The organism is Microbacterium sp. LWH7-1.2, from assembly GCF_038397755.1.
Taxonomy (GTDB): domain Bacteria; phylum Actinomycetota; class Actinomycetes; order Actinomycetales; family Microbacteriaceae; genus Microbacterium.
The window spans coordinates 4,270,020-4,290,573 of record NZ_CP151637.1; the positions used below are offsets into that span (position 1 = coordinate 4,270,020).

At 71.2% G+C, this 20,554-nt stretch carries 17 protein-coding genes and 1 riboswitch; of the genes, 12 read left to right on the plus strand and 5 right to left on the minus strand.

Annotation, left to right across the window (positions count from 1 at the left end):
- The first annotated feature begins 12 nt into the window (after nt 1-12).
- The 4 genes from MRBLWH7_RS19840 to MRBLWH7_RS19855 all read left to right on the plus strand — a co-directional run bounded on the left by MRBLWH7_RS19840 (nt 13) and on the right by MRBLWH7_RS19855 (nt 5,381).
- Nucleotides 13-1,239 carry an acetate kinase gene (locus MRBLWH7_RS19840; RefSeq protein ID WP_341997641.1) on the plus strand — a complete coding sequence of 409 codons (1,227 nt, stop codon included), beginning with the start codon at nt 13-15 and terminating at the stop codon, nt 1,237-1,239.
- Nucleotides 1,240-1,334: 95 nt separating this feature from the next.
- Entirely contained in the window at nt 1,335-2,066 is a 732-nt protein-coding gene (locus MRBLWH7_RS19845) for a beta-phosphoglucomutase family hydrolase (RefSeq protein WP_341997643.1), read from the plus strand.
- On the plus strand, nt 2,063-4,588 hold the full coding sequence (locus tag MRBLWH7_RS19850; RefSeq protein WP_341997645.1) for a glycosyl hydrolase family 65 protein: 2,526 nt from the start codon (nt 2,063-2,065) through the stop codon (nt 4,586-4,588). Before MRBLWH7_RS19845 ends, MRBLWH7_RS19850 begins: the two co-directional genes overlap by 4 nt.
- A 73-nt stretch (nt 4,589-4,661) precedes the next feature.
- Nucleotides 4,662-5,381, plus strand: coding sequence for a FadR/GntR family transcriptional regulator (locus MRBLWH7_RS19855; RefSeq protein WP_341997646.1), 720 nt, complete (start codon nt 4,662-4,664; stop codon nt 5,379-5,381).
- Here the strand turns inward: MRBLWH7_RS19855 and MRBLWH7_RS19860 are convergent.
- On the minus strand, nt 5,338-6,744 hold the full coding sequence (locus MRBLWH7_RS19860; protein ID WP_341997648.1) for an aspartate ammonia-lyase: 1,407 nt from the start codon (nt 6,742-6,744) through the stop codon (nt 5,338-5,340). The two genes, MRBLWH7_RS19855 and MRBLWH7_RS19860, sit on opposite strands and share 44 nt — an antisense overlap.
- Nucleotides 6,745-6,910: 166 nt before the next feature.
- Here MRBLWH7_RS19860 and MRBLWH7_RS19865 point away from each other — a divergent pair, with 166 nt between their 5' ends.
- Both MRBLWH7_RS19865 and MRBLWH7_RS19870 read left to right on the plus strand, forming a co-directional pair.
- Complete coding sequence (locus tag MRBLWH7_RS19865) at nt 6,911-8,485, plus strand: amino acid permease (protein WP_341997650.1); 1,575 nt, start codon at nt 6,911-6,913, stop codon at nt 8,483-8,485.
- Complete coding sequence (locus MRBLWH7_RS19870) at nt 8,482-9,432, plus strand: asparaginase domain-containing protein (protein ID WP_341997652.1); 951 nt, start codon at nt 8,482-8,484, stop codon at nt 9,430-9,432. The genes MRBLWH7_RS19865 and MRBLWH7_RS19870 overlap by 4 nt, the downstream gene beginning before the upstream one ends.
- 6 nt (nt 9,433-9,438) lie before the next feature.
- Here the strand turns inward: MRBLWH7_RS19870 and thiD are convergent, their stop codons facing one another.
- From thiD to thiM, 3 genes are all read right to left on the minus strand, one after another.
- Entirely contained in the window at nt 9,439-10,887 is a 1,449-nt protein-coding gene (gene thiD / locus MRBLWH7_RS19875) for a bifunctional hydroxymethylpyrimidine kinase/phosphomethylpyrimidine kinase (protein WP_341997654.1), read from the minus strand.
- Nucleotides 10,884-11,618: a thiamine phosphate synthase gene (gene thiE, locus MRBLWH7_RS19880; protein ID WP_341997656.1), complete on the minus strand. Its 735-nt coding sequence runs from the start codon at nt 11,616-11,618 to the stop codon at nt 10,884-10,886. The genes thiD and thiE overlap by 4 nt, the downstream gene beginning before the upstream one ends.
- Nucleotides 11,615-12,433: a hydroxyethylthiazole kinase gene (gene thiM / locus MRBLWH7_RS19885; protein WP_341997658.1), complete on the minus strand. Its 819-nt coding sequence runs from the start codon at nt 12,431-12,433 to the stop codon at nt 11,615-11,617. Before thiM ends, thiE begins: the two co-directional genes overlap by 4 nt.
- Nucleotides 12,424-12,518, minus strand: a riboswitch (TPP riboswitch). It overlaps the preceding gene by 10 nt.
- A gap of 131 nt (nt 12,519-12,649) precedes the next feature.
- Here thiM and MRBLWH7_RS19890 point away from each other — a divergent pair.
- The 3 genes from MRBLWH7_RS19890 to MRBLWH7_RS19900 all read left to right on the plus strand — a co-directional run bounded on the left by MRBLWH7_RS19890 (nt 12,650) and on the right by MRBLWH7_RS19900 (nt 16,591).
- Nucleotides 12,650-14,887 carry a DNA polymerase III subunit gamma and tau gene (locus tag MRBLWH7_RS19890; RefSeq protein WP_341997660.1) on the plus strand — a complete coding sequence of 746 codons (2,238 nt, stop codon included), beginning with the start codon at nt 12,650-12,652 and terminating at the stop codon, nt 14,885-14,887.
- 3 nt (nt 14,888-14,890) lie between these two features.
- Nucleotides 14,891-15,484 carry a recombination mediator RecR gene (gene recR / locus MRBLWH7_RS19895; RefSeq protein ID WP_341997662.1) on the plus strand — a complete coding sequence of 198 codons (594 nt, stop codon included), beginning with the start codon at nt 14,891-14,893 and terminating at the stop codon, nt 15,482-15,484.
- Between the two features lie 174 nt (nt 15,485-15,658).
- Entirely contained in the window at nt 15,659-16,591 is a 933-nt protein-coding gene (locus tag MRBLWH7_RS19900) for a DMT family transporter (protein WP_341997663.1), read from the plus strand.
- 3 nt (nt 16,592-16,594) lie between these two features.
- Here the strand turns inward: MRBLWH7_RS19900 and MRBLWH7_RS19905 are convergent, their stop codons facing one another.
- Nucleotides 16,595-17,083 carry a hypothetical protein gene (locus tag MRBLWH7_RS19905; protein WP_341997664.1) on the minus strand — a complete coding sequence of 163 codons (489 nt, stop codon included), beginning with the start codon at nt 17,081-17,083 and terminating at the stop codon, nt 16,595-16,597.
- A gap of 252 nt (nt 17,084-17,335) precedes the next feature.
- On the opposite strand from MRBLWH7_RS19905, the gene MRBLWH7_RS19910 reads away from it, so the two are divergent.
- The 3 genes from MRBLWH7_RS19910 to MRBLWH7_RS19920 all read left to right on the plus strand — a co-directional run bounded on the left by MRBLWH7_RS19910 (nt 17,336) and on the right by MRBLWH7_RS19920 (nt 20,537).
- Entirely contained in the window at nt 17,336-18,622 is a 1,287-nt protein-coding gene (locus tag MRBLWH7_RS19910; RefSeq protein ID WP_342002142.1) for an aspartate kinase, read from the plus strand.
- Between the two features lie 64 nt (nt 18,623-18,686).
- Complete coding sequence (locus tag MRBLWH7_RS19915; RefSeq protein ID WP_341997666.1) at nt 18,687-19,283, plus strand: DM13 domain-containing protein; 597 nt, start codon at nt 18,687-18,689, stop codon at nt 19,281-19,283.
- A gap of 183 nt (nt 19,284-19,466) precedes the next feature.
- Nucleotides 19,467-20,537, plus strand: a complete 1,071-nt coding sequence (locus MRBLWH7_RS19920) for an aspartate-semialdehyde dehydrogenase (RefSeq protein WP_341997668.1) — start codon at nt 19,467-19,469, stop codon at nt 20,535-20,537.
- Nucleotides 20,538-20,554 lie beyond the last annotated feature (17 nt).

Below are 20,554 nucleotides of genomic sequence, written 5' to 3' on the forward strand. Positions count from 1 at the left end.
AGGGAACGCGCGATGACCCCGGTGCTCGTCATCAACAGCGGCTCGTCGTCGTTCAAGTACCAGCTCCTCGACATGGACACCGAGCGCACGCTCGCGTCCGGCCTCGTCGAGCGCATCGGCGACCCGATCGGCGTCGCGCGCCACACCGTGTACCCGACGCCGACGGACGGGCCCTCGCCGGCGTTCCTCGACGCCACTCGCACGCGGGAACTCCCCATCCCCGACCACACCGCAGGCTTCGCCGTGATGCTCGAGGCATTCGCCTCCGACGGGCCGTCGCTCTCCGAGACACCGCCCGTCGCCGTCGGGCACCGGGTGGTGCACGGCGGCGCGCGCTTCTTCGAGCCGACCCTGATCACGCCGCTCGTCGAGATCAACATCGACGAGCTGTCGGTGCTCGCGCCGCTGCACAACCCCGCGAACCTCGCAGGCATCGTCGCCGCCCGGCAGGCGTTCCCGGACGTGCCGCACGTGGCCGTCTTCGACACCGCGTTCCACCAGACCCTGGCGCCCGCGGCCTACACCTACGCGATCGACGCCGAGGTCGCGGCATCCCATCGGATCCGCCGGTACGGCTTCCACGGCACGTCGCACAAGTTCGTGAGCGAGGCCGCGGCCGCCTTCCTCGGGCGCCCGCTCGCCGAGCTCAGGCAGATCGTGTTCCACCTCGGCAACGGGGCCTCGGTCACCGCGGTCGACGGCGGCCGCTCGATCGACACCTCCATGGGGTTCACCCCGCTCGAGGGGCTCGTGATGGGCACGCGCTCGGGCGACATCGACCCCGCCGTGCTCTTCCAGCTCGAGCGGCGCGCCGGCATGTCCGTCGACGACCTCGACGACCTGCTCAACAAGCGCAGCGGCCTGCTCGGGCTCGCAGGCTCGAACGACCTGCGCGACATCCGCGCCGCGATCGGGCGCGGCGAGGAGAGGGCGATCCTGGCGTTCGAGGTCTACGTGCACCGGCTTCGCGCGTACGCCGGCGCCTACCTCGCCCAGCTGGGCGGCGCGGACGTCATCTCGTTCACCGCCGGGGTGGGCGAGAATGCACCGCATGTGCGTGCCGGCGCGCTCGAGACGCTCGGCTTCGCCGGTGTCGAGCTCGACCCGGTGCGCAACGAGAGCCCCGAACGGGGCATCCGGGTCATCTCGACGGACGCCTCGAAGGTGACCGTGCTCGTCGTGCCGACCGATGAGGAGCTCGAGATCGCGCGTCAGACGCTGAGCGTCGCCCGCGGTTAACCGTCACGGGGTGTCGACCGGACACTCGCGCCCATTACGCTTGCTGGACGGCGCGCTGCAGTGCCGAAGCATCCGTACCCGTATCCGGAGGTTCTGTGGCTGACGACGCCCTGCCCGATCTGACCGCCTACGACGCCGTGCTGTTCGATCTGGACGGCGTCCTGACGCCCACCGCCGAAGTGCACATGCACGCGTGGCAGACGATGTTCGAGGAGCTCTTCGCGGCGTGGGACATCACCCCGCCGTACACCGAGCGCGACTACTTCGATCACCTCGACGGGAAGAAGCGCTATGACGGCGTGGCGAGCCTGCTGCGGTCCCGCGACGTCGAGGTGCCGTGGGGCCACCCGTCCGACCCGGTGACCGCCGACACGGTGTGCGGCATCGGCAACCGCAAGAACGCCGTCTTCGAGCGTGTGCTGCGCGCCGACGGCATCGCGGCGTATCCGGGTTCCCTGCGGCTGCTCGACGTGCTGGCCGCGGCCGGCACGCCCGTCGCGGTGGTGTCGAGCTCCAAGAACGCGGAGGAGGTGCTCGCGGCAGCCGGCATCCGTGATCGCTTCGCCGTCGTGATGGACGGCGTGATCGCCGAACGCGACCACCTCGCCTCGAAACCCGCACCGGACGTGTTCGTCGAGGCGGCACGGATGATGGGGGTCGAGCCGTCGCGCAGCGTCGCGGTGGAGGACGCCATCAGCGGCGTGCAGTCCGCAGCCGCCGGCGGCTTCGCAGTGGTGGTGGGCGTCGACCGCGGCGCCGGCGAGGACGACCTCGTCGACGCGGGCGCCGACGTCGTGGTGAAGGACCTGGAGGAGTTCGCACGATGATCGATCGCGACCGGTTCCCCGTCGACCCGTGGCGCCTCGTCGAGACGTCGTTCCAGCTCGACGACACCGGCGTCACCGAGACGCTGTTCGCCGTGGGCAACGGCTACCTGGGCCTGCGCGGCAACCAGCCCGAGGGACGCCACGCACACGAGCACGGCACGTTCATCAACGGGTTCCACGAGACGTTCCCGATCCGTCACGCCGAGCAGGCCTACGGTTTCGCCGAGGTCGGCCAGGCGATCATCAACGCCCCCGACGCCAAGGTCATGCGGGTCTACGTCGACGACGAGCCGCTGTCGCTGGACGTCGCCGACGTCCGCGAGTACGAGCGGACGCTCGACATGCGCGACGGCGTGCAGCGCCGGCACATCCTGTGGGTGACGCCGTCGGGCAAGGAGGTGCGGATCGACTACGAGCGGCTGGTGTCGTTCGAGGAGAAGCACCTCGCCGTCATGACGGTGGACGTCACCGTGCTCAATGCCGACGCGCCCGTCACCGTGAGCTGCCAGATCCTCAACCGCCAGGACGGCGAGGACGTCTACGGCGGCACGCCCACGGCTCCGCGCATGGCCGGCTTCGACCCGCGCAAGACCGAGACGCTGCACGAGCGGGTGCTGCAGCCGCAGGAGTACTGGCAGGACAAGCTGCGCGCCGCCCTGTCGTACCGCGTCACCGACTCGGGCATGACGATCGCCGTCGTCGCCGACCACCTGGTCGAGACGGCGAACGAGTACACCTCGCGCACGCTGATCGAGCCCGACATCGCGAAGAACGTGTTCCGGGTGAACGCGAAGGCCGGCGTGCCGATCCGCGTCACGAAGCTCGTGAGCTACCACACATCGCGTGGCGTACCCGCGCGGGAGCTCGTCGACCGCTGCCGCCGCACGCTCGACCGTGCGCTCGGCGAGAGCGTGGACGCGATCCGCGCGCAGCAGCGTGCGTGGCTCGACGCGTTCTGGGAGCGCTCGGACGTGCGCATCGGCGGCCACGACGACCTCCAGCAGGCGACGCGCTGGTGCCTGTTCCAGCTCGCGCAGGCGTCGGCACGCGCCGACGGCCAGGGCGTGCCCGCGAAGGGCATGACCGGCTCCGGGTACTCCGGACACTACTTCTGGGACACCGAGATCTACGTGCTCCCGTTCCTCGCGTACACGACGCCGCTGTGGGCCCGCAACGCGCTGCGCATGCGGTACCTGATGCTGCCCGCCGCCCGGCGCCGGGCCTTCCAGCTCAACGAGGCCGGCGCGCTCTTCCCGTGGCGGACGATCAACGGCGAAGAGGCATCCGCGTACTACGCCGCCGGCACCGCGCAGTATCACATCAACGCCGACGTCAGCTACGCTCTCGCGAAGTACGTGCGGGCGACGGGCGACGACGAGTTCCTCTTCCGCGAGGGCGTCGACATCGCCGTCGAGACGGCGCGCCTGTGGGCGACGCTGGGCTTCTGGCGCTCGAGCGACGGCGTGGTCGACGGCGAGGGCGAAACGTTCCACATCCACGGTGTCACAGGGCCCGACGAGTACACCACCGTCGTCAACGACAACCTCTTCACGAACGTCATGGCGCGGTTCAACCTCCGCTTCGCCGCCCGCACGATCCGGGAGATGGCCGAGACCGACGGTGAGGTTTACCGCCAGATGGTCGACCGCCTCGCCCTGGAGCCGGGCGAGCCCGAGGCGTGGGAGCGGGCCGCCGAGGCCATGCACATCCCGTTCAGCCCGAGCCTCGGCATCCATCCGCAGGATCACGTGTTCCTCGAGCGCGAGATCTGGGACCTCGAGAACACGCCGCCCGACAAGCGACCCCTTCTGCTGCATTTCCACCCGCTGGTGATCTACCGGTACCAGGTGCTCAAGCAGGCTGACGTCGTGCTCGCCCTGTTCCTCCAGGGCAACCACTTCTCCGACGAGGACAAGCTCGCCGACTTCGAGTACTACGACCCGCTGACCACGGGCGACTCGACACTGTCGGCGGTCGTGCAGTCGATCCTCGCCGCCGAGGTCGGCTACCAGGACCTCGCGCTCGAGTACTTCCGGCAGTCGATCTTCGTCGACCTCGGTGACCTGCACCACAACGCCGCCGACGGTGTGCACGTGGCCTCGGCCGGTGGCGTGTGGACCGCGCTGGTCTCCGGTTTCGGCGGCATGCGCGACCACTTCGGCGAGCTGTCGTTCGACCCGCGGCTTCCCGCCTCGTGGCCGTCGCTCGAGTTCGTGCTGCACTGGCACGGCACGCGCCTCGTCGTCACGGTCACCCGTGGCGAAGTTCGCGTGCGCGCCACGGAGGGCGACCCCGTCGGCTTCAGCGTGCGGGGCGTAGGGTACGTGGTCGGCGCGGGCGAAGAGGTCGTGGCACCGCTCGCCGGGCAGGGGCCGGTCATCCCGGGCCGGCCGTCGCTGCGCGAGCTCGGCGACGCGCGCCGCGAGGACGGCTCGCTGCTGTCGGCGTCGGTGCCCACCGTCACCTCGACGATCCCGATCATCGTTGGCGCTGCCGACGTCGAGCACGGCGCCGACGTCTGACGTCTCATCGGGAGTCCCGGCTCAAGCGGACTGACGGTTTGACAAGTCACTGCCGGGCTTCGACAGTGGACACATGAGCGATGGAGTCAGGTGGATGCCGCGGGCCGAGGCCGTGCCCCGGACCAGCGTGGCCGACGCGGTGCTGGCCGACCTCCGGGAGGCCATCTCGACAGGAGCCATCCCGGTGGGCGCACGGCTTCCCGCCGAGGCGGTGCTGGCCGAGCGCTACGGTGTGAGCCGTCCGCTCGTGCGCGAGGCTCTGCGCTCGCTGCAGGCGCTCGGGCTCACCCGCACCCGAACGGGGAGCGGCACGTACGTCATCGCCGATCAGCTCAACCCGGCCACGACTTTCGGCGACTTCTCATCCCGCGATCTGATGGAGGCTCGGCCGCACATCGAGGTGCCGGCCGCCGGGTTCGCGGCCGAGCGCCGCTCCGAGCAGCAGCGCGGCGAACTGGTGCGCCTGTGCGATGACATGGATGCCAGCACCGATCCCGACGAGTGGGTGCGACTGGATTCCCGGTTCCACGCTCTCGTGGCCGAGGCATCCGGCAACGCCGTCTTCGCCAAGACCGTCGCCGACATCCGTGACGCCCTCACTCACCAGTCCCAGGTGGTCAACCTCGTCGCCCACCGGCGGGAGGCCTCGAGTCGTGAGCACAGGCGCATCGCCGAGGCGATCGCCGTGGGCTCGGCGATCGAGGCCCGAGAGGCCATGCGCACGCACTTGAGCGAGGTCGAGCGGGTGATCACGCCGCTGGCGGCATCCGCGGCACCAGACGCTGCAGACTGAGCGCGTCGTCGAGCTGCAGGTCGGTGAGCAGACCCTTCTCGCGCACGATGTCGGGCACCGACCGTCCCGTCGCCAGAGCCTCGCGGGCGACCTCCGTCGTCGCCCGGTAGCCGAGAAGAGGGTTCAGTGCTGTCGCGAGGCCGATCGAGGTCGCCACGCGTGCGGCCATCACCTCGGGGTGGGCCTCGATGCCCTCGACGCACGCCGTCGCGAGAGTGCGACACGCCGCCGTCAGATGCGTGAAGCTCTGCGACAGTGCGCGCACGATCACGGGCTCGAACGCATTGAGCTGCAGCTGCCCCGACTCGGCCGCGAGGGTGACGGCCAGGTCGTCGGCGATGACGGTGTACGCCACCTGCGACACCATCTCCGGGATCACCGGGTTCACCTTCCCCGGCATGATGCTGGAGCCGGCCTGGCGTGGGGGGAGGGTGATCTCGCCCAGGCCCGCGCGAGGGCCCGAGGAGAGCAGCCGCAGGTCGTTGCACGTCTTCGACAGCTTTATCGCGATGCGCTTGAGCACTCCGGAGAGATGGACGAACGCGCCGGGGTCCTGGGTGGCCTCCACCAGATCGCGGGCGGTCGTGAAGGGCCGTCCGGTCAGCTCCGCCAGATGCGCGCACGCGGCCTCCGCGTAGCCGGAAGGAGCGTTGAGCCCCGTGCCGATGGCCGTGGCGCCGAGGTTGATCTCGTACAGCAGGGCGGCGGATTCCGCGAGGCGGGCGCGGTCCTCCCCGAGCATGACGGCGAAGGCGCGGAACTCCTGCCCGAGCGTCATCGGAACCGCGTCCTGCAGCTGCGTGCGTCCCATCTTGACCACGCCGTCGAACTCGGCGGCCTTGGCGGCGAACGCGTTCTCCAGAATCTCCATCGCGACGCCGAGCTGCTCGGCCGCCTCCACGAACGCCACATCCGCGGCGGTCGGGTACACGTCGTTCGTCGACTGGCTGAGATTGACGTGATCGTTGGGGTGCACCCTGGCGTAGTCGCCCTTGCGGCCGCCGAGAATCTCCAGTGCGCGATTGGCGATGACCTCGTTGGCGTTCATGTTCGTCGACGTCCCGGCGCCCCCCTGGATCACATCCACGATGAACTGGTCGTGCAGCGCCCCGGCGCGCAGCTCGCGGCACGCCTGTGCGATGGCGGCGGCCCGGTCCGCGTCCAGAAGCCCGAGGTCGCGGTTGGCGAGCGCGGCGGCCTCCTTGACGAAGGCGAGACCCCGCACGAGGAACGGATAGCGCCCGACGGGGACGCCGGTGATGGGGAAGTTCTCGCGGGCGCGTTCGGTGTGCACGCCCCAGTAGGCGTCGTCGGGGACCTCCTTCTCGCCGAGCAGGTCGTTCTCCGTGCGCATTGCGGGCATGCTCTCTCTCCTTCGAGTGTGCGATGCGGTCAATCTATCAGACAGATTTTCGGTGCCGTGGCTTGAAATCGACGGAAACGTTGTGTTTCACTGCCGTAGTCTGTCTGACAGGCAGGCATCCAACTCGTGGGCAACGATGCTCGCGACGCACAGGGAGCAGGAGCGCATGGCCACGACGTCGATGAAGACGCGGACCGACCAGCCCGCGGTCGTCCGTGATGAGGAAGCAGGGTTCCACAAGGCGCTGCGGCCGCGCCAGATACAGATGATCGCCATCGGCGGTGCGATCGGCACCGGCCTGTTCATGGGAGCGGGCGGCCGCCTCGCGATCGCCGGACCGGCACTCGTCATCGTCTACGCCGTGTGCGCCTTCTTCGCCTTCCTGGTGATGCGCGCTCTGGGTGAGCTGATCGTCCACCGCCCGACAACCGGATCGTTCGTCTCGTACGCCCGGGAGTTCTACGGCGAGAAGCTGGCGTACGCCGCCGGCTGGATGTACTGGCTGAACTGGGCCATGACATCGGTCGCCGATGTCACCGCCGTCGCCTTGTACATGAACTTCTTCAAGCAGTACGTGGCGTGGCTGCAGCCCATCGACCAGTGGGTCTTCGCCCTGGTGGCGCTGGTGTTCGTGCTGGGCATGAACCTGCTGTCTGTGAAGGTCTTCGGCGAGCTGGAGTTCTGGTTCGCGCTCATCAAGGTGCTCGCGCTCGTCGGCTTCCTCGCGGTCGGCGTCTTCTTCGTGGTCACCGGCACGCCCGTCAACGGCGAGACGCCCGGACTCCACCTCATCGCCGACAACGGCGGCATGTTCCCCAACGGCGTGCTGCCGGCGCTCATCGTGGTGCAGGGCGTGGTCTTCGCCTACGCCTCGATCGAGCTCGTCGGAACAGCTGCCGGCGAGACCGAGCACGCGCGCAAGGTGATGCCGCGCGCGATCCGCGCGGTGGTCTTCCGGCTCGCGGTGTTCTACGTCGGATCGGTGCTCCTCTTCACCCTCCTCATGCCGTACACGGCGTACCAGGCGGGTGAGAGCCCGTTCGTGACGTTCTTCGGATCGATCGGCGTGGAGGGCGCCGACGTCATCATGAACCTCGTCGTGCTCACGGCCGTGCTGTCGTCTCTGAATGCCGGGTTGTACTCGACCGGCCGGATCCTGCACTCCATGGCGGTATCGGGCTCCGCTCCCGCTGCCTTCGCCCGCATGAACCGTGCCGGCGTGCCCTACGTGGGCATCGCCGTCACGGCCGTGGTGACGGCGCTCGGCGTCGCCCTCAACGCCGTCGTCCCCGCGCAGGCATTCGAGATCGCCCTCAACGTGTCGGCACTCGGCATCATCAGCGCGTGGGCCGTGATCATCCTCTGCCAGCTCAAGCTGCAGTCGCTCGCCCGAACGGGCGCGATCGAGCGCCCGGCGTTCCGCATGCCCGGCGCCCCGTACACCGGCTACGTCACCCTGGCGTTCCTCGCCACCGTCATCGTCCTCATGGCACTGGACTACCCGATCGGCACGTCCACGGTGTCGTCGCTGGTGCTGATCGTGCCCGCGCTCATCGGCGGCTGGTTCCTGCTGCGCGACCGCATCCGCCGCCTGGCAGCAGAGCGCACCGGCACGCTCGCCGCACTCCGCCTCCGGGAAGGGGCCGAGGGCGCCCAGGCCGCGCCGTCCTCGTCGCTCGCCGACTCCGACGACATCGCGTCCACCCCCCAGAGGGCGGCTCCCCGGGATGGAGAGCGATGACCGGTACGGGCAGCGTCGTGGTGATCGCCACGGGCGGGACCATCGCGAGCCGCCGTGACGAGGACGGCGCGAGCAGACCGGTCGTCGCGGGGGGCGGCCTGCTCGCCGGCATGGAGCCGGCCGCCCCTGTCCGGGTCGTCGACGTGATGGCGCACGACTCGGCGACGCTGACGCTCTCGCACATGCAGCGGATCAGTGACGCGGTGGGGAAGGTCGTCTCGGACCCCGATACGCGCGGCGTGGTGATCTTGCACGGCACCGACTCGCTCGAAGAGACGGCGCTCCTCCTCGCGCTCCAGCACGGCGGATCCGACCGGCGCATCGTCGTGACCGGCGCGCAGTTCACCTTCGACGACCCCGAACCCGACGGGCCTGCCAACATCGAGGCGGCCATCCGCTTCGCCGCCGACGGCCCGCCCCGGGCTGCGCGCCGCGGGCGGGACGCCCGAGATGCGGTCTGTGTGGTCTTCGGCGGGCGGGTCCTGCCGGCGTGGGGTGTGTACAAGCACAGCGCCGACACGGCCGACGCGTTCCGCGTGGCGGGCCCGGACCTGGCGGTGCCACCGAGCGAGCCCACCCCCGTCGACGGCGTGCGCATCGACATCGTGGCCCTGCCGCCCGGTGCCGACGCGCTGCACATCCGGGCGAGCGCGGCAGCCGGCGCACACGGCATCGTGCTGCAGGCCCTCGGCTCCGGGAACTCCACCGCCGAGGTCGTCGCCGCCGTCCGGGAGTGCGTCGCGTCGGGCATCCCGGTCGTCGTCTCCAGCCGCGTGCCGCAGGGCGCGCTCGCCCCCTCGTACGGCGGCGGAGGGGGCGGGCGCGACCTGGCGGAGGCCGGTGCCGTGCATTCTTCGACCCTCCGCCCCGGGCAGGCGCGGATCCTCCTCGCCGCGCTCGTCGCGCGCGGCGCGGAAGCCGCCGAGGTGCGCGCCGCGTTCGGCTGATCGGGCTCAGGACGTGATCGGCAGCGGCACTGCCGGCGTCTCGAAGAACTCGAGCTCGTGCGCCATCGACCGCGCGAACGCCGCGTCCATGCGGGCGCGCTCGCGAGGCCCGGCCTCCCGCGCGGCGGCGTCGGCGATCTCGATGGCACGTGCGGTCGCCTCCGCGAACGCGGGGTCGCCGTACAGCGCGAGCCAGTCGTCGTACGGATGCTCGTCGTGCCTGCGCGCGGCGAGCCGCGTGCCGAGGTCGGTGTACAGCCAGAAGCACGGCAGCAGCGCGGCGACCAGCTCGCCGTACGACCCACCCGACGCGTGCAGATGGTTGGTGTAGGCGAGCATCTGCGGTTCGGGGACGGATGCTGCGAACCCGACGTGCGTCTCGTGGAGCCGGCGCTCCTCGACGATGGCGGACTCGGCCGACCGTGCCCAGAAGACCTGCTCGTCCGCGGTCGGGGCGAGGGCGCTCGCCCGCGCCAGCACGCGGGAGTACTCGCCCAGGTAGAGCGCATCCTGCGCCAGGTAGCGCACGAACACCTCCCGCGGCAGCGAGCCGTCGCCGAGGCCGCCGACGAACCGGCCGGCGTCGACCTGCGCCCGCACGTCGGCTGAGGCATCCCATGCCCGCTGCGACCAGGAGCCGCCCGCACCCTGCGCGCGGCGCAGCTCGTGGAAGTGGTCGACCGGGCCGCTGCCGGTGCCGACGTGCAGCGCCTCGGCGTGGACGAGGGCGCCCGTCAGCCACTCCTTGGCGCGCTTCAGCGCGTCGGGCCACGACGCACCCGCCGCCCGCAGCGTCGCCATCGCAGACGACAGCGAGCAGCCGGTGCCGTGGGTGTGGCGTGTGTCGACGCGTCGCCCGGCGAGCTCGTGCAGCCCGTCGGGACTCACGATGGCGTCGGGGCAGGCGGCTCCCTCGAGGTGCCCGCCCTTCAACAGCACGGTGGTGCCGGTGGCCTGGACGAGAGCGCGGGCGTCATCGACCGCCTGCCCCCAGGTCGTCGCCGCGGGGCGCCCGGTGAGCACCGCGAGCTCGGCGAGGTTCGGGGTGACGAGGTCGGCTTCGGCGCACAGTGCGCGCAGTTCGTCCTCGGCGGCCGGATCCAGCAGCCGGTCGCCGCTGGTGGCCACCATGACGGGATCGAGCACGACCACCGGAGGGCGCACGCGCGCCAGCCACTCCCGGACCGTGCCGATGATCTCGGCGGACTGCAGCATCCCGATCTTGACGGCGTCGATCCGCACGTCGTCCGACACGGCCTCCAGTTGCGATCTCAGGAACGCGACGGGCGGCACGTGGACGTCGCGGACGCCGCGGGTGTTCTGCGCGACGAGTGCGGTGACGACGGCCATGCCGTAGCCGCCGAGCGCCCCGATCGATTTGAGGTCGGCCTGCACGCCCGCGCCGCCGGTGGGATCGGTGCCGGCGATGCTGAGCACCCGCGGAATCGCGGTCATCGTGCCGCCTCCAGCGTCGCGTCCGGGGTCAGTCCCCTCGACGCGCCCGACGGGGCGGTCGGCTCATCGGCCAGCGCGTCGTGGCACGCGTCCCGCAGCGCCCGCGTCACGGCGGCGGGGTCGTCGGCGGCGCAGATCGCCGACACCACGGCGATGCCGGCCGCCCCGACTCGGCGCAGCGCCGGCACATCGTCCACCGTCACGCCCCCGATCGCGATGCACGGCAGTGGGGCGGCCGCGGCGAGCGCGGCGAATCCGTCGATCCCCAGCACCGGGGGGTGATCCGGCTTGGTGAAGGTCGGGCGGATCACGCCCACGCCGAGATAGTCGATCGTCCGCGGGGGGAGTGCGGATGCCGCGGCCAGGTGCGCGGGGGTGTTCGCCGTCCACCCGATCACGGCATGCGTGCCGAGCAGTCGCCGCGCCGTCTCCGGCGGCAGATCGCTCTGACCGAGGTGCACGCCGTCGATGCGCGCCCCGGCATCGCGGGCAGCCAGGGCGACGTCGACGCGGTCGTCGATGACCAGCAGGCTGCGCCGGTCGACGACCTCCGACAGCGCCACTGCCTGCCGCAGCAGCTCCCGGGCGGTGACGGACTTCGCCCGCAGCTGCACGACGTCCGCGCCGGCGCCCGCGGCGACGTCCACGATGTCGCAGAGCCGGTCGAAGGGCACCCGTTCGTCGGTGACCAGGTGCAGGGCCCCGCGGCTCGCGGGAAGGGCGCCGCTCATCGGACGGCGAGGGTGTCGGCGACGCGCGCGTCGAGCTCGGTCGGGTGCGCCCCGAGGGCGTCCAGCGCGTCGAGGAACGCCACGGCGAACGACCCCGGCCCCTCCGCGCGAGCGGCCGCGCGTTCGGATGCGACCGCATAGAGGACGGATGCCGCCACCGCCGCCTCGAACGGCGCGCACACGCCGACGAGCGCGGCCATCACCGCGCCCAGCGAGCAGCCGCCGCCGGTGACGCGGGTGAGCAGCGCGTCCCCGCCCTGGATGCGGACGACACGCTCGCCGTCGGTGACGAGATCGACCGGACCCGAAACGGCGACGACGCCGCCGGTGCGCAGCGCGAGCGACCGCGCGGCGCCGGCAGCAGCATCCGTTCCGTCCGTCGCGTCGACTCCGCGACCGCCGCCGCCCTCGCCGGCGAGGGCGAGGATCTCGGAGGCGTTGCCGCGGACGATGGCGGGACGGTGCTCGAGCAGCTCGGCGGCGAAGGCCGTGCGCACGGGGAGAACGCCGACGGCGACGGGATCGAGCACCCAGCAGGAGGTGGCGCGGACCGCCTCGCGAGCGGCATCGCGCTGCTCGGCGGTGGGCGTGCCGAGGTTCACCAGCACGCCGTCGGCGATCCCCGCGAAGAGCCCGGCCTCGCCCGGGATGTCGCACATCGCGGGGGCCGCGCCCACCGCCAGCAGGGCGTTCGCGGTGTAGTTCGTCACGACCGCGTTCGTGATGCACTGCACCAGGGGTGACGCCTCCCGCAGCGCCGTCAGCGCGGCGGCGGGGGACAAGGGGGACAGGTGTGCTTCGGTGCGCGCGTTCATCGCGACATCCCTTCGCTCGCATGATCGAGATCAGGTTCGACGGGTGTGTTCTCAGCCCGCCGTGCGGGCACCCCGTGTCACTGCGGAGCAATCTAGCAGGCGATCTCGACGGGGCATCGCCGTGTGTCGACGTCGCCCGCCGGCAGGTGAAGCCGAAGCCGCGGAGCGATGGGCTCAGCCTGCCGAAGTGTCGGCCCCACGCCGTAGGCTGGAGGAGTGACCACCGCCCTGTACCGCCGCTACCGGCCCGAGTCGTTCGGCGAGATGATCGGGCAGTCGCAGGTCACCGAGCCGCTCATGACGGCGCTGCGCGGCGACCGCGTCGGCCATGCGTACCTGTTCTCGGGTCCCCGAGGGTGCGGAAAGACCACGTCGGCGCGTATTCTCGCGCGCTGCCTCAACTGCGCGCAGGGTCCGACCGACACGCCGTGCGGCACGTGCGACAGCTGTGTCGAGCTCGGTCGCGGTGGCGGCGGCTCGCTCGACGTCGTCGAGATCGACGCCGCGAGCCACAACGGCGTCGACGACGCCCGCGACCTGCGCGAGCGTGCGGTGTTCGCGCCTGCCCGCGACCGCTTCAAGATCTTCATCCTCGACGAGGCACACATGGTCACCCCGCAGGGCTTCAACGCCCTGCTGAAGCTCGTGGAAGAGCCGCCCGACCACGTCAAGTTCATCTTCGCGACGACCGAGCCCGAGAAGGTCATCGGCACCATCCGCTCGCGCACGCACCACTACCCGTTCCGGCTCGTGCCACCGGCGGCGATGCTCGAATACGTCGAGCAGCTGTGCGGGCAGGAGGGCGTCGACGTCGAGCAGGGCGTACTGCCGCTGGTCGTTCGTGCCGGCGGCGGCTCTCCGCGAGACACGCTGTCGCTGCTCGACCAGCTCATCGCCGGTTCGGAAGACGCGAAGGTCACCTACGCCCGCGCCGTCGCGCTCCTCGGCTACACGCACGCCGAGCTGCTCGACGAGGTGATCGACGCCTTCGCCGCGGCCGACGCGTCAGCCGCCTTCGCCGCGGTCGACCGCGTGGTGCAGACCGGACAAGACCCCCGCCGCTTCGTCGACGACCTGCTCGAGCGCCTGCGCGACCTCATCGTCGTGTCGGCGACCGGTCAGGGCGCCTCGGCCGTGCTGCGCGGCGTCTCTGCGGACGACCTCGCCCGCATGCAGCGTCAGGCCGACGCGTTCGGCCCGGCGCGGCTGTCGCACATCGCCGACCTCGTCATCGCGACCCTCGACGACATGACCGGCGCCACCTCGCCGCGGCTGCAGCTGGAGCTGATGGTCGCGCGGGTGCTGGCGCGCGGCGCAGGAGCCGCGCCCGCTGCGGCGCCGATCGCCGCGCCCACGTCGGCCCCGGCTTCCGTCCCCGCGGCCTCGACGGGTCGCGCCACCCCCGCGCCGGCCGCTCCTATCGCTACCGCTCCGGTCGCACCGACCGGCGCGGCTCCGGTCGCACCGACCGGCGCGGCTACGGTCGGGCCGCCCGCCGAGCCCGCGCCCGTGGCCGCACCTCCCGTACCCGCCGGGCCGGTCACCCTCGGCCGCCTGCAGCAGTCCTGGTCGCAGGTGCTCGCGCAGCTCGAGAACGTGAGTCGCTCGTCCTGGATGCTCGCTTCGGGCGCCCGCACCGTGGCGCTCGACGACGACGTGCTCACGCTGGCGTTCTCGAGCCAGAGCGACGTGGCGAAGTTCAAGCAGCTCGCCGCCGGCAAGGGGCCCAGCGAAGACCTGCGCCAGGCGATCCTGGCCGTGCTCGGCATCCGCGTGAAGTACATCGCCCGTCACGACCCCGCCGGCGGATCCGGTGGCGGGGGCAGCCCGGCAGCGCCGGCGCCGTCCGGCCCCGGCCGCGAGGCCCCGCGACAGCCGGCCACCGAGGCGCCGACGACCCGCTCCACCTCTGCCGCGCCCAGCGGGTCGCGGAATGCGCAGGCCGCGGCACCGCGTGCCTCCGCATCGGCCGCGCCGGGGGCGTCGGCTCCTGCCGCGGTGCCCCGGTCGACGGCTTCCGCGCCGGCATCCGCCGCGCCCGTGACGGACTGGGCGGTCGCGGCCATCCCCTCCGACGACGACGCTCCGCCGCCAGACCCGGGCCCCGCTGCCTTCCCCGCCGAGACGCCCCCGCAGTTCGCGGTCGACGACGAGCCCGAAGACGCCGAGGCCGCGACCGCACGGGTCGCGACCCTCGCGCCGCCGCGCGAGGGCCAGGTCCTGCCGCGCACCGAGATCGCGCCACCGTCCGAGCGCGACGACGATGACGATGACGACACGGACGCGCTGATCGCCGACCTCCCGGTGCCCCCCACTGTCGCGCCGCCGCTGACCCCCGTGGTCACGACGCGCAACGGCGGCGTGCAGCGCTACGGCGAGGCGGTGGTGCGCCAGGTGCTCGGCGCCACGTTCGTCCGCGAGGAGCCCTACGAGCCGCCGACGAGGTTCAGCTAGCCCATGTACGACGGCATCGTCCAAGACCTCATCGACGAGTTCGGCCGCCTTCCCGGGATCGGGCCGAAGTCGGCCCAGCGCATCGCGTTCCACATCCTGCAGACGCCGAACTTCGACGTGTCGCACCTCGCCGAGCTCCTCAGCGAGGTGCGCGAGAGGGTGCGTTTCTGCGAGGTGTGCGGCAATGTCTCCGAGCAGGAACGCTGCTCCATCTGCCGCGACCCGCGTCGCAACCAGACGCTGATCTGCGTCGTGGAGGACGCGAAGGACGTGGCGGCGATCGAGCGCACGCGCGAGTTCCGGGGGCTCTACCACGTGCTGGGCGGCGCGATCAGCCCGATCGCCGGCATCGGCCCCGATGACCTGCGGATCACGCAGCTGATGCAGCGGCTCGCAGACGGCACCGTGCAGGAGGTCATCCTCGCCACGAACCCGAACCTCGAGGGCGAGGCGACGGCGACCTACCTGAGCCGCCTGCTCCACACCCTCGAGATCACGATCACCCGCCTCGCCTCCGGCCTCCCTGTCGGCGGCGACCTGGAGTACGCCGACGAGGTCACGCTCGGCCGCGCCTTCGAGGGCCGCCGCTCCGTCTGAGCATCTCGCCCCATGGTCCCGGTGCGGCGACCGGCCAGGATGTCGGAAGTCCGTCGTAGATTGGCGGTTGGCCGTCTCGCGCTCTGCGCCGGCGACCGCGGAACCTGAGTCGAGGACGACCCTCGGGCGGCGTCGCGCCAGACCCCGCCACACCACCGTTGGGAGACACTTCGCATGAACTCTTCGCAGCGATTCGACACGCGTGCGTGGCTGCTGTTCGGCGCGATGGCACTGCTGTGGGGCGTCCCGTACCTGTTCATCAGCGTGGCCGTCGAGTCGTACTCGCCGGCGGCGGTGGTGGCCGGCCGCACGCTTCTCGGCGCAGTGCTTCTGCTCCCGTTCGCGTTGCGTCAGAAGGCCCTGCGCCCCGCATTCGCGAAGATCGGCTGGGTGCTGCTGTTCGGCGCCATCGAGATGGCAGGCCCCTTCCTGCTGCTCGGCCATGCCGAGCAGACCCTGCCCTCCGGGCTCACGGGACTCCTGGTGGCGACCGTGCCGCTGTTCGCGGCGCTGATCGCATTCGGAGGCGGCGACAGGTCTGTGCTCAGCCCGGCGCGGGCGATCGGACTCTTCGTCGGCTTCGCGGGCGTGTTCGTGATCGTCGCCGGTCCCGGGCTCGCCGTCGGGGGTGGCGGCGGTCTGCTCGCCGTCGGTGAAGTCCTTCTCGTCGCCCTCCTCTACGCGATCGCCCCGTTCGTCATCGCGACCAAGCTGCGCGACGTGCCCTCGCTGGGCTCGATCACGCTCGCCCTCTTCGCCGTCGGCATCTTCTACACGCCGATCGCCTTCCTGACCCAGCACCAGGTGCCCACGATCGAGAGCACGGTGTCGCTCGTCGCGCTCGCGGTGCTCTGCACGGCGCTCGCGTTCATCGTCTTCTTCGCGTTGATCGCCCGCGTCGGCCCGGTGCGGGCCCCGCTGTTCACGTACGTCAACCCCGTGGTCGCGATCGTGCTGGGCACCATCATCCTGGGCGAGCCGCTGACGCCGGGCCTGCTGATCGGCTTCCCGCTGGTGATCCTCGGCTGCTGGCTCGCCGCTACCGGCGGCACGCTGCGCGCACGCAAGGCCGAGGCGGCCGACCTGCCACCGATGGCGTCGAGCTGAGCGTCAGCGCAGCACCTCGACCAGGACGATCCACGACACCAGCAGCGCGGCGACGATCGCGACGATCGACCCGGCCGCGAACCACGCGAGGCCGACGGGCTGGCCGGCCGCCAGAAGGGCGCCGCCGATGAGGTAGGCGAGCGGCGCGAAGAATCCCACCGCCGACTTGAGCCAGCGCAGACGGTTGGCGGGGTGACGGTTCTCGAAGATCCTGCGGGTCGCCTGCACCTGGAACGCCCCCGCGCCGACCGCGATGACGACCATCGCGACTCCGTACGGGAGGGGGCCGACGGCCGGGATGAGCCCGACCGCGGAGCCGATGAGCGCGAGCACCAGCCCCGAGATGCCCGCGGCCAGACGGGCGGTGAGCGACGCCTCCTTGATGATGTCGCCGATGTTGACGCTGGCGGCGACGATCACGAGACCCGCGAGCGCCGCCGTCGCACCCACCATGGCCACATTGAAGTCCGACCACGTCTCGATCTGCTCCATGCTCGGATGCTACTGGCGCTGCACCGCGGCGCACAGAAACGACCTTTCGCCGACACACCGGTCAGCGGACCTCCTGCGCGGCGTGCCGGGCGGAAGCTCCGACTCTGCACCGCCCTCGCAGCCGTTCGGGCATCGCGACACATGGCTGGGCGCGCATGAGCGCGTCCGTAAGATGGACCCTTGGGCGGCAGGAGACCGCAGTGCGCGGCATCCGTTCTCGCCCGTCCTCAGACAAAACGCGTGGAGTTCGATGTGGCGCTGATCGTCCAGAAGTACGGCGGATCGTCGGTCGCTGATGCCGTGAGCATCAAGCGCGTCGCGAAGCGCATCGTCGACACGCGCCGCGCCGGTCACGACGTCGTCGTCGCCGTCAGTGCGATGGGCGACACGACCGACGAGCTGCTCGACCTCGCGGGCCAGGTCGCGCCGATCCCGGCGCCCCGCGAGCTCGACATGCTGCTCTCGAGCGGTGAGCGCATCTCGATGGCGCTGCTCGCGATGGCGATCCACTCGATGGGCTTCGAGGCGCGCTCGTTCACCGGCAGCCAGGCCGGCATGATCACGACCGCCGACCACGGTTCGGCGCGCATCGTCGACGTGACGCCGATCCGCCTGCGCGAGGCGCTCGACGAGGGCGCGATCGTCATCGTCGCCGGCTTCCAGGGGTTCAACCGCGACACCCGCGACATCACCACGCTCGGCCGCGGCGGCTCGGACACCACGGCCGTCGCCCTCGCGGCGGCGCTCGAAGCCGATGTCTGCGAGATCTACAGCGACGTCGACGGCATCTTCACGGCCGATCCCCGGGTCGTGCCGAAGGCGAAGAAGCTGGGCGTCGTCTCCGCGGAGGAGATGCTCGAGCTCGCGGCCAACGGCGCCAAGGTGCTGTACATCCGCGCCGTCGAATACGCACGCCGTCACGGCGTGCTCATCCACGCCCGCTCCACGTTCAGCTCGGGCGTGGGGACCTATGTGCTCGGCCCCGGGATGAACGTTCCCGAGGGCGAAAAGGGAGATGAGATGGAAGAGCCCATCGTCGCCGGCGTCGCCACCGACCTCGGCCAGGCCAAGATCACCGTGATCGGCGTTCCCGACGTCCCCGGCAAGGCAGCCGAGATCTTCAAGGTCATCGCGAAGTCCGGCGCCAACGTCGACATGATCGTGCAGAACGTGTCGGCAGCGGCCACCGGCCGCACCGACATCTCGTTCACGCTTCCCAAGACCGACGCCGCCACCGCCCTGAAGGCGCTCGCCGGCGACCAGTCCGAGATCGGGTTCGAGAACCTGGTCCACGACGACCAGATCGGCAAGCTGTCGGTCGTCGGCGCCGGCATGCGCACGCATTCGGGCGTCTCGGCGACCCTCTTCGAGGCGCTGAGCGTCGCAGGCATCAACATCGAGATGATCTCGACCTCCGAGATCCGCATCTCGGTCGTGGTGCGCGGCGACGACCTCGCCGAGGCCGCCCGCGTCGTGCACACCGCCTACGGCCTGGACGGCGACATCGAGGCGACCGTCTACGCCGGCACCGGCCGCTGACGACCTGACCTCCCAGCCCGGCTCCAGCCTGCGGGCCTAGCCTCGGTGCGTCGAGGAGGCCGACATGGGGCGACGAGGACTGTCCGCTCGGTCGCGGTGGCTGTGGGTGGCCGGCGGCGTGCTCGCGGTGGCGGTCGCGATCGTTGCGGGACTCGTCTTCCAGCCGTGGTTGCTGTTCATCGACGTCCGGGTCGACGACGCGATTCCCGAGACTGCGGTGGTCGCGCCCACCACGTCCCCGTCGACAACGCCTGCGCAGTCCGCTGCGCCGGAAGCCGCCGTCCCGACGCCGGATCCGCCGCCGCTCACGACGCCGGTGAATCTGCTCACGGGCACGTTCGTGAGTCACGAGCACACGACGACCGGCGCGGTCCGCGTGATCGAGCACCCGGACGGGAGCCGGCAGCTTGCCATCGTGGGCCTCGCGACCTCCAACGGACCGGACGTGCACGTGTGGCTGAGCGCCGGACCCGTCGTAGAAGGGTTCGACGGCTGGTTCACGGCGCGCGACTACGACCACGTCGATCTCGGCCTCATCAAGGGCAATCTCGGCGACCTGTTGTACGACATCCCGACGGACGTGGATCTCGAAACCTTCCGCACGGTCGATCTGTGGTGCGAGCAGTTCTCGGTCTCGTTCGGAGCCGCGGCACTGACGTAACCGCGAACCGGTCCGTTCGCACGCCGTCCCGCGCGAACGGCAGGAATCGCACGGACCCTGTCCGCTCGGACTGGTAACACCGCGGTCCGCGCCCGGCCGCGGCCGGTAGAATCGCCCAAACCCCGCGCGATCGACGGCGCCCGCGCGTCCGCTCCACGCTTGTGCCCACGCTGAGGAACCACCATGACCCGCATCTCCGATTCAGGACTCTCCGTCGCCGTCGTCGGCGCCACCGGCCAGGTCGGGACGGTCATGCGCGAGATTCTCGCCGAGCGGGACTTCCCGATCCGCGAGCTGCGCCTGTTCGCGACCGCCCGCTCAGCCGGCACCGCCGTCGAGTTCGCCGGCGAGACGGTGATCATCGAGGATGTCGCGACCGCCGACCCGTCCGGCATCGATGTCGCTCTCTTCTCGGCAGGCGCCACCGGCAGTCGCGCCCACGCTCCCCGCTTCGCCGAGGCGGGCGCGATCGTCATCGACAACTCCAGCGCGTGGCGCATGGACCCCGACGTGCCGCTCGTCGTCAGCGAGGTCAACCCGCACGCGATCGCGAACCCGCCCAAGGGCATCATCGCGAATCCCAACTGCACGACGATGGCCGCGATGCCGGTGCTCAAGCCGCTCGACGCCGAGGCCGGCCTCGAGCGCCTCATCGTCTCCACGTACCAGGCCGTGTCCGGCTCGGGTCTGGCCGGCGCCCAGGAGCTCCTGGGCCAGGTGGAGGGTGTCCTCGCGCAGGGCAACACGCTCGACCTCGTGCACGACGGTGCGGCGGTCGACTTCCCGCAGCCCGAGAAGTACGTCGCGCCGATCGCATTCGACGTGATCCCGCTGGCCGGCAACCTGGTCGACGACGGCCTCAACGAGACCGACGAGGAGAAGAAGCTCCGCAACGAGAGCCGCAAGATCCTGGAGCTGCCCGATCTCCGGGTCGCGGGCACCTGCGTGCGCGTCCCGGTCTTCACCGGCCACTCGCTCTCCATCCACGCGGAGTTCTCGCGCGACATCACGCCCGAGCGCGCGTACGAGATCCTCGCCTCCGCACCCGGCGTCGTCGTCGAAGAGGTCCCGACGCCGCTGCAGGCGGCCGGCAACGACCCGAGCTACGTCGGCCGCATCCGCGCCGACCAGTCCGCGCCTGAGGGCAAGGGTCTCGTGCTGTTCATCTCCAACGACAACCTGCGCAAGGGTGCGGCCCTCAACGCCGTGCAGATCGCCGAGGTCGTCGCTGCGAACCTGGGCGTCACCGCCTGACGGGCACTTCGGAGGCG

Coding starts and splice junctions, on each gene's coding strand:
- MRBLWH7_RS19840 (WP_341997641.1), top strand. CDS start 13: ATGACCCCGGTGCTCGTCATCAACAGCGGCTCGTCGTCGTTCAAGTAC.
- MRBLWH7_RS19850 (WP_341997645.1), top strand. CDS start 2,063: ATGATCGATCGCGACCGGTTCCCCGTCGACCCGTGGCGCCTCGTCGAG.
- MRBLWH7_RS19855 (WP_341997646.1), top strand. CDS start 4,662: ATGAGCGATGGAGTCAGGTGGATGCCGCGGGCCGAGGCCGTGCCCCGG.
- MRBLWH7_RS19860 (WP_341997648.1), bottom strand. CDS start 6,744: ATGCCCGCAATGCGCACGGAGAACGACCTGCTCGGCGAGAAGGAGGTC.
- MRBLWH7_RS19865 (WP_341997650.1), top strand. CDS start 6,911: ATGGCCACGACGTCGATGAAGACGCGGACCGACCAGCCCGCGGTCGTC.
- MRBLWH7_RS19870 (WP_341997652.1), top strand. CDS start 8,482: ATGACCGGTACGGGCAGCGTCGTGGTGATCGCCACGGGCGGGACCATC.
- thiD (WP_341997654.1), bottom strand. CDS start 10,887: ATGACCGCGATTCCGCGGGTGCTCAGCATCGCCGGCACCGATCCCACC.
- thiE (WP_341997656.1), bottom strand. CDS start 11,618: ATGAGCGGCGCCCTTCCCGCGAGCCGCGGGGCCCTGCACCTGGTCACC.
- thiM (WP_341997658.1), bottom strand. CDS start 12,433: ATGAACGCGCGCACCGAAGCACACCTGTCCCCCTTGTCCCCCGCCGCC.
- recR (WP_341997662.1), top strand. CDS start 14,891: ATGTACGACGGCATCGTCCAAGACCTCATCGACGAGTTCGGCCGCCTT.
- MRBLWH7_RS19900 (WP_341997663.1), top strand. CDS start 15,659: ATGAACTCTTCGCAGCGATTCGACACGCGTGCGTGGCTGCTGTTCGGC.
- MRBLWH7_RS19905 (WP_341997664.1), bottom strand. CDS start 17,083: ATGGAGCAGATCGAGACGTGGTCGGACTTCAATGTGGCCATGGTGGGT.
- MRBLWH7_RS19915 (WP_341997666.1), top strand. CDS start 18,687: ATGGGGCGACGAGGACTGTCCGCTCGGTCGCGGTGGCTGTGGGTGGCC.
- MRBLWH7_RS19920 (WP_341997668.1), top strand. CDS start 19,467: ATGACCCGCATCTCCGATTCAGGACTCTCCGTCGCCGTCGTCGGCGCC.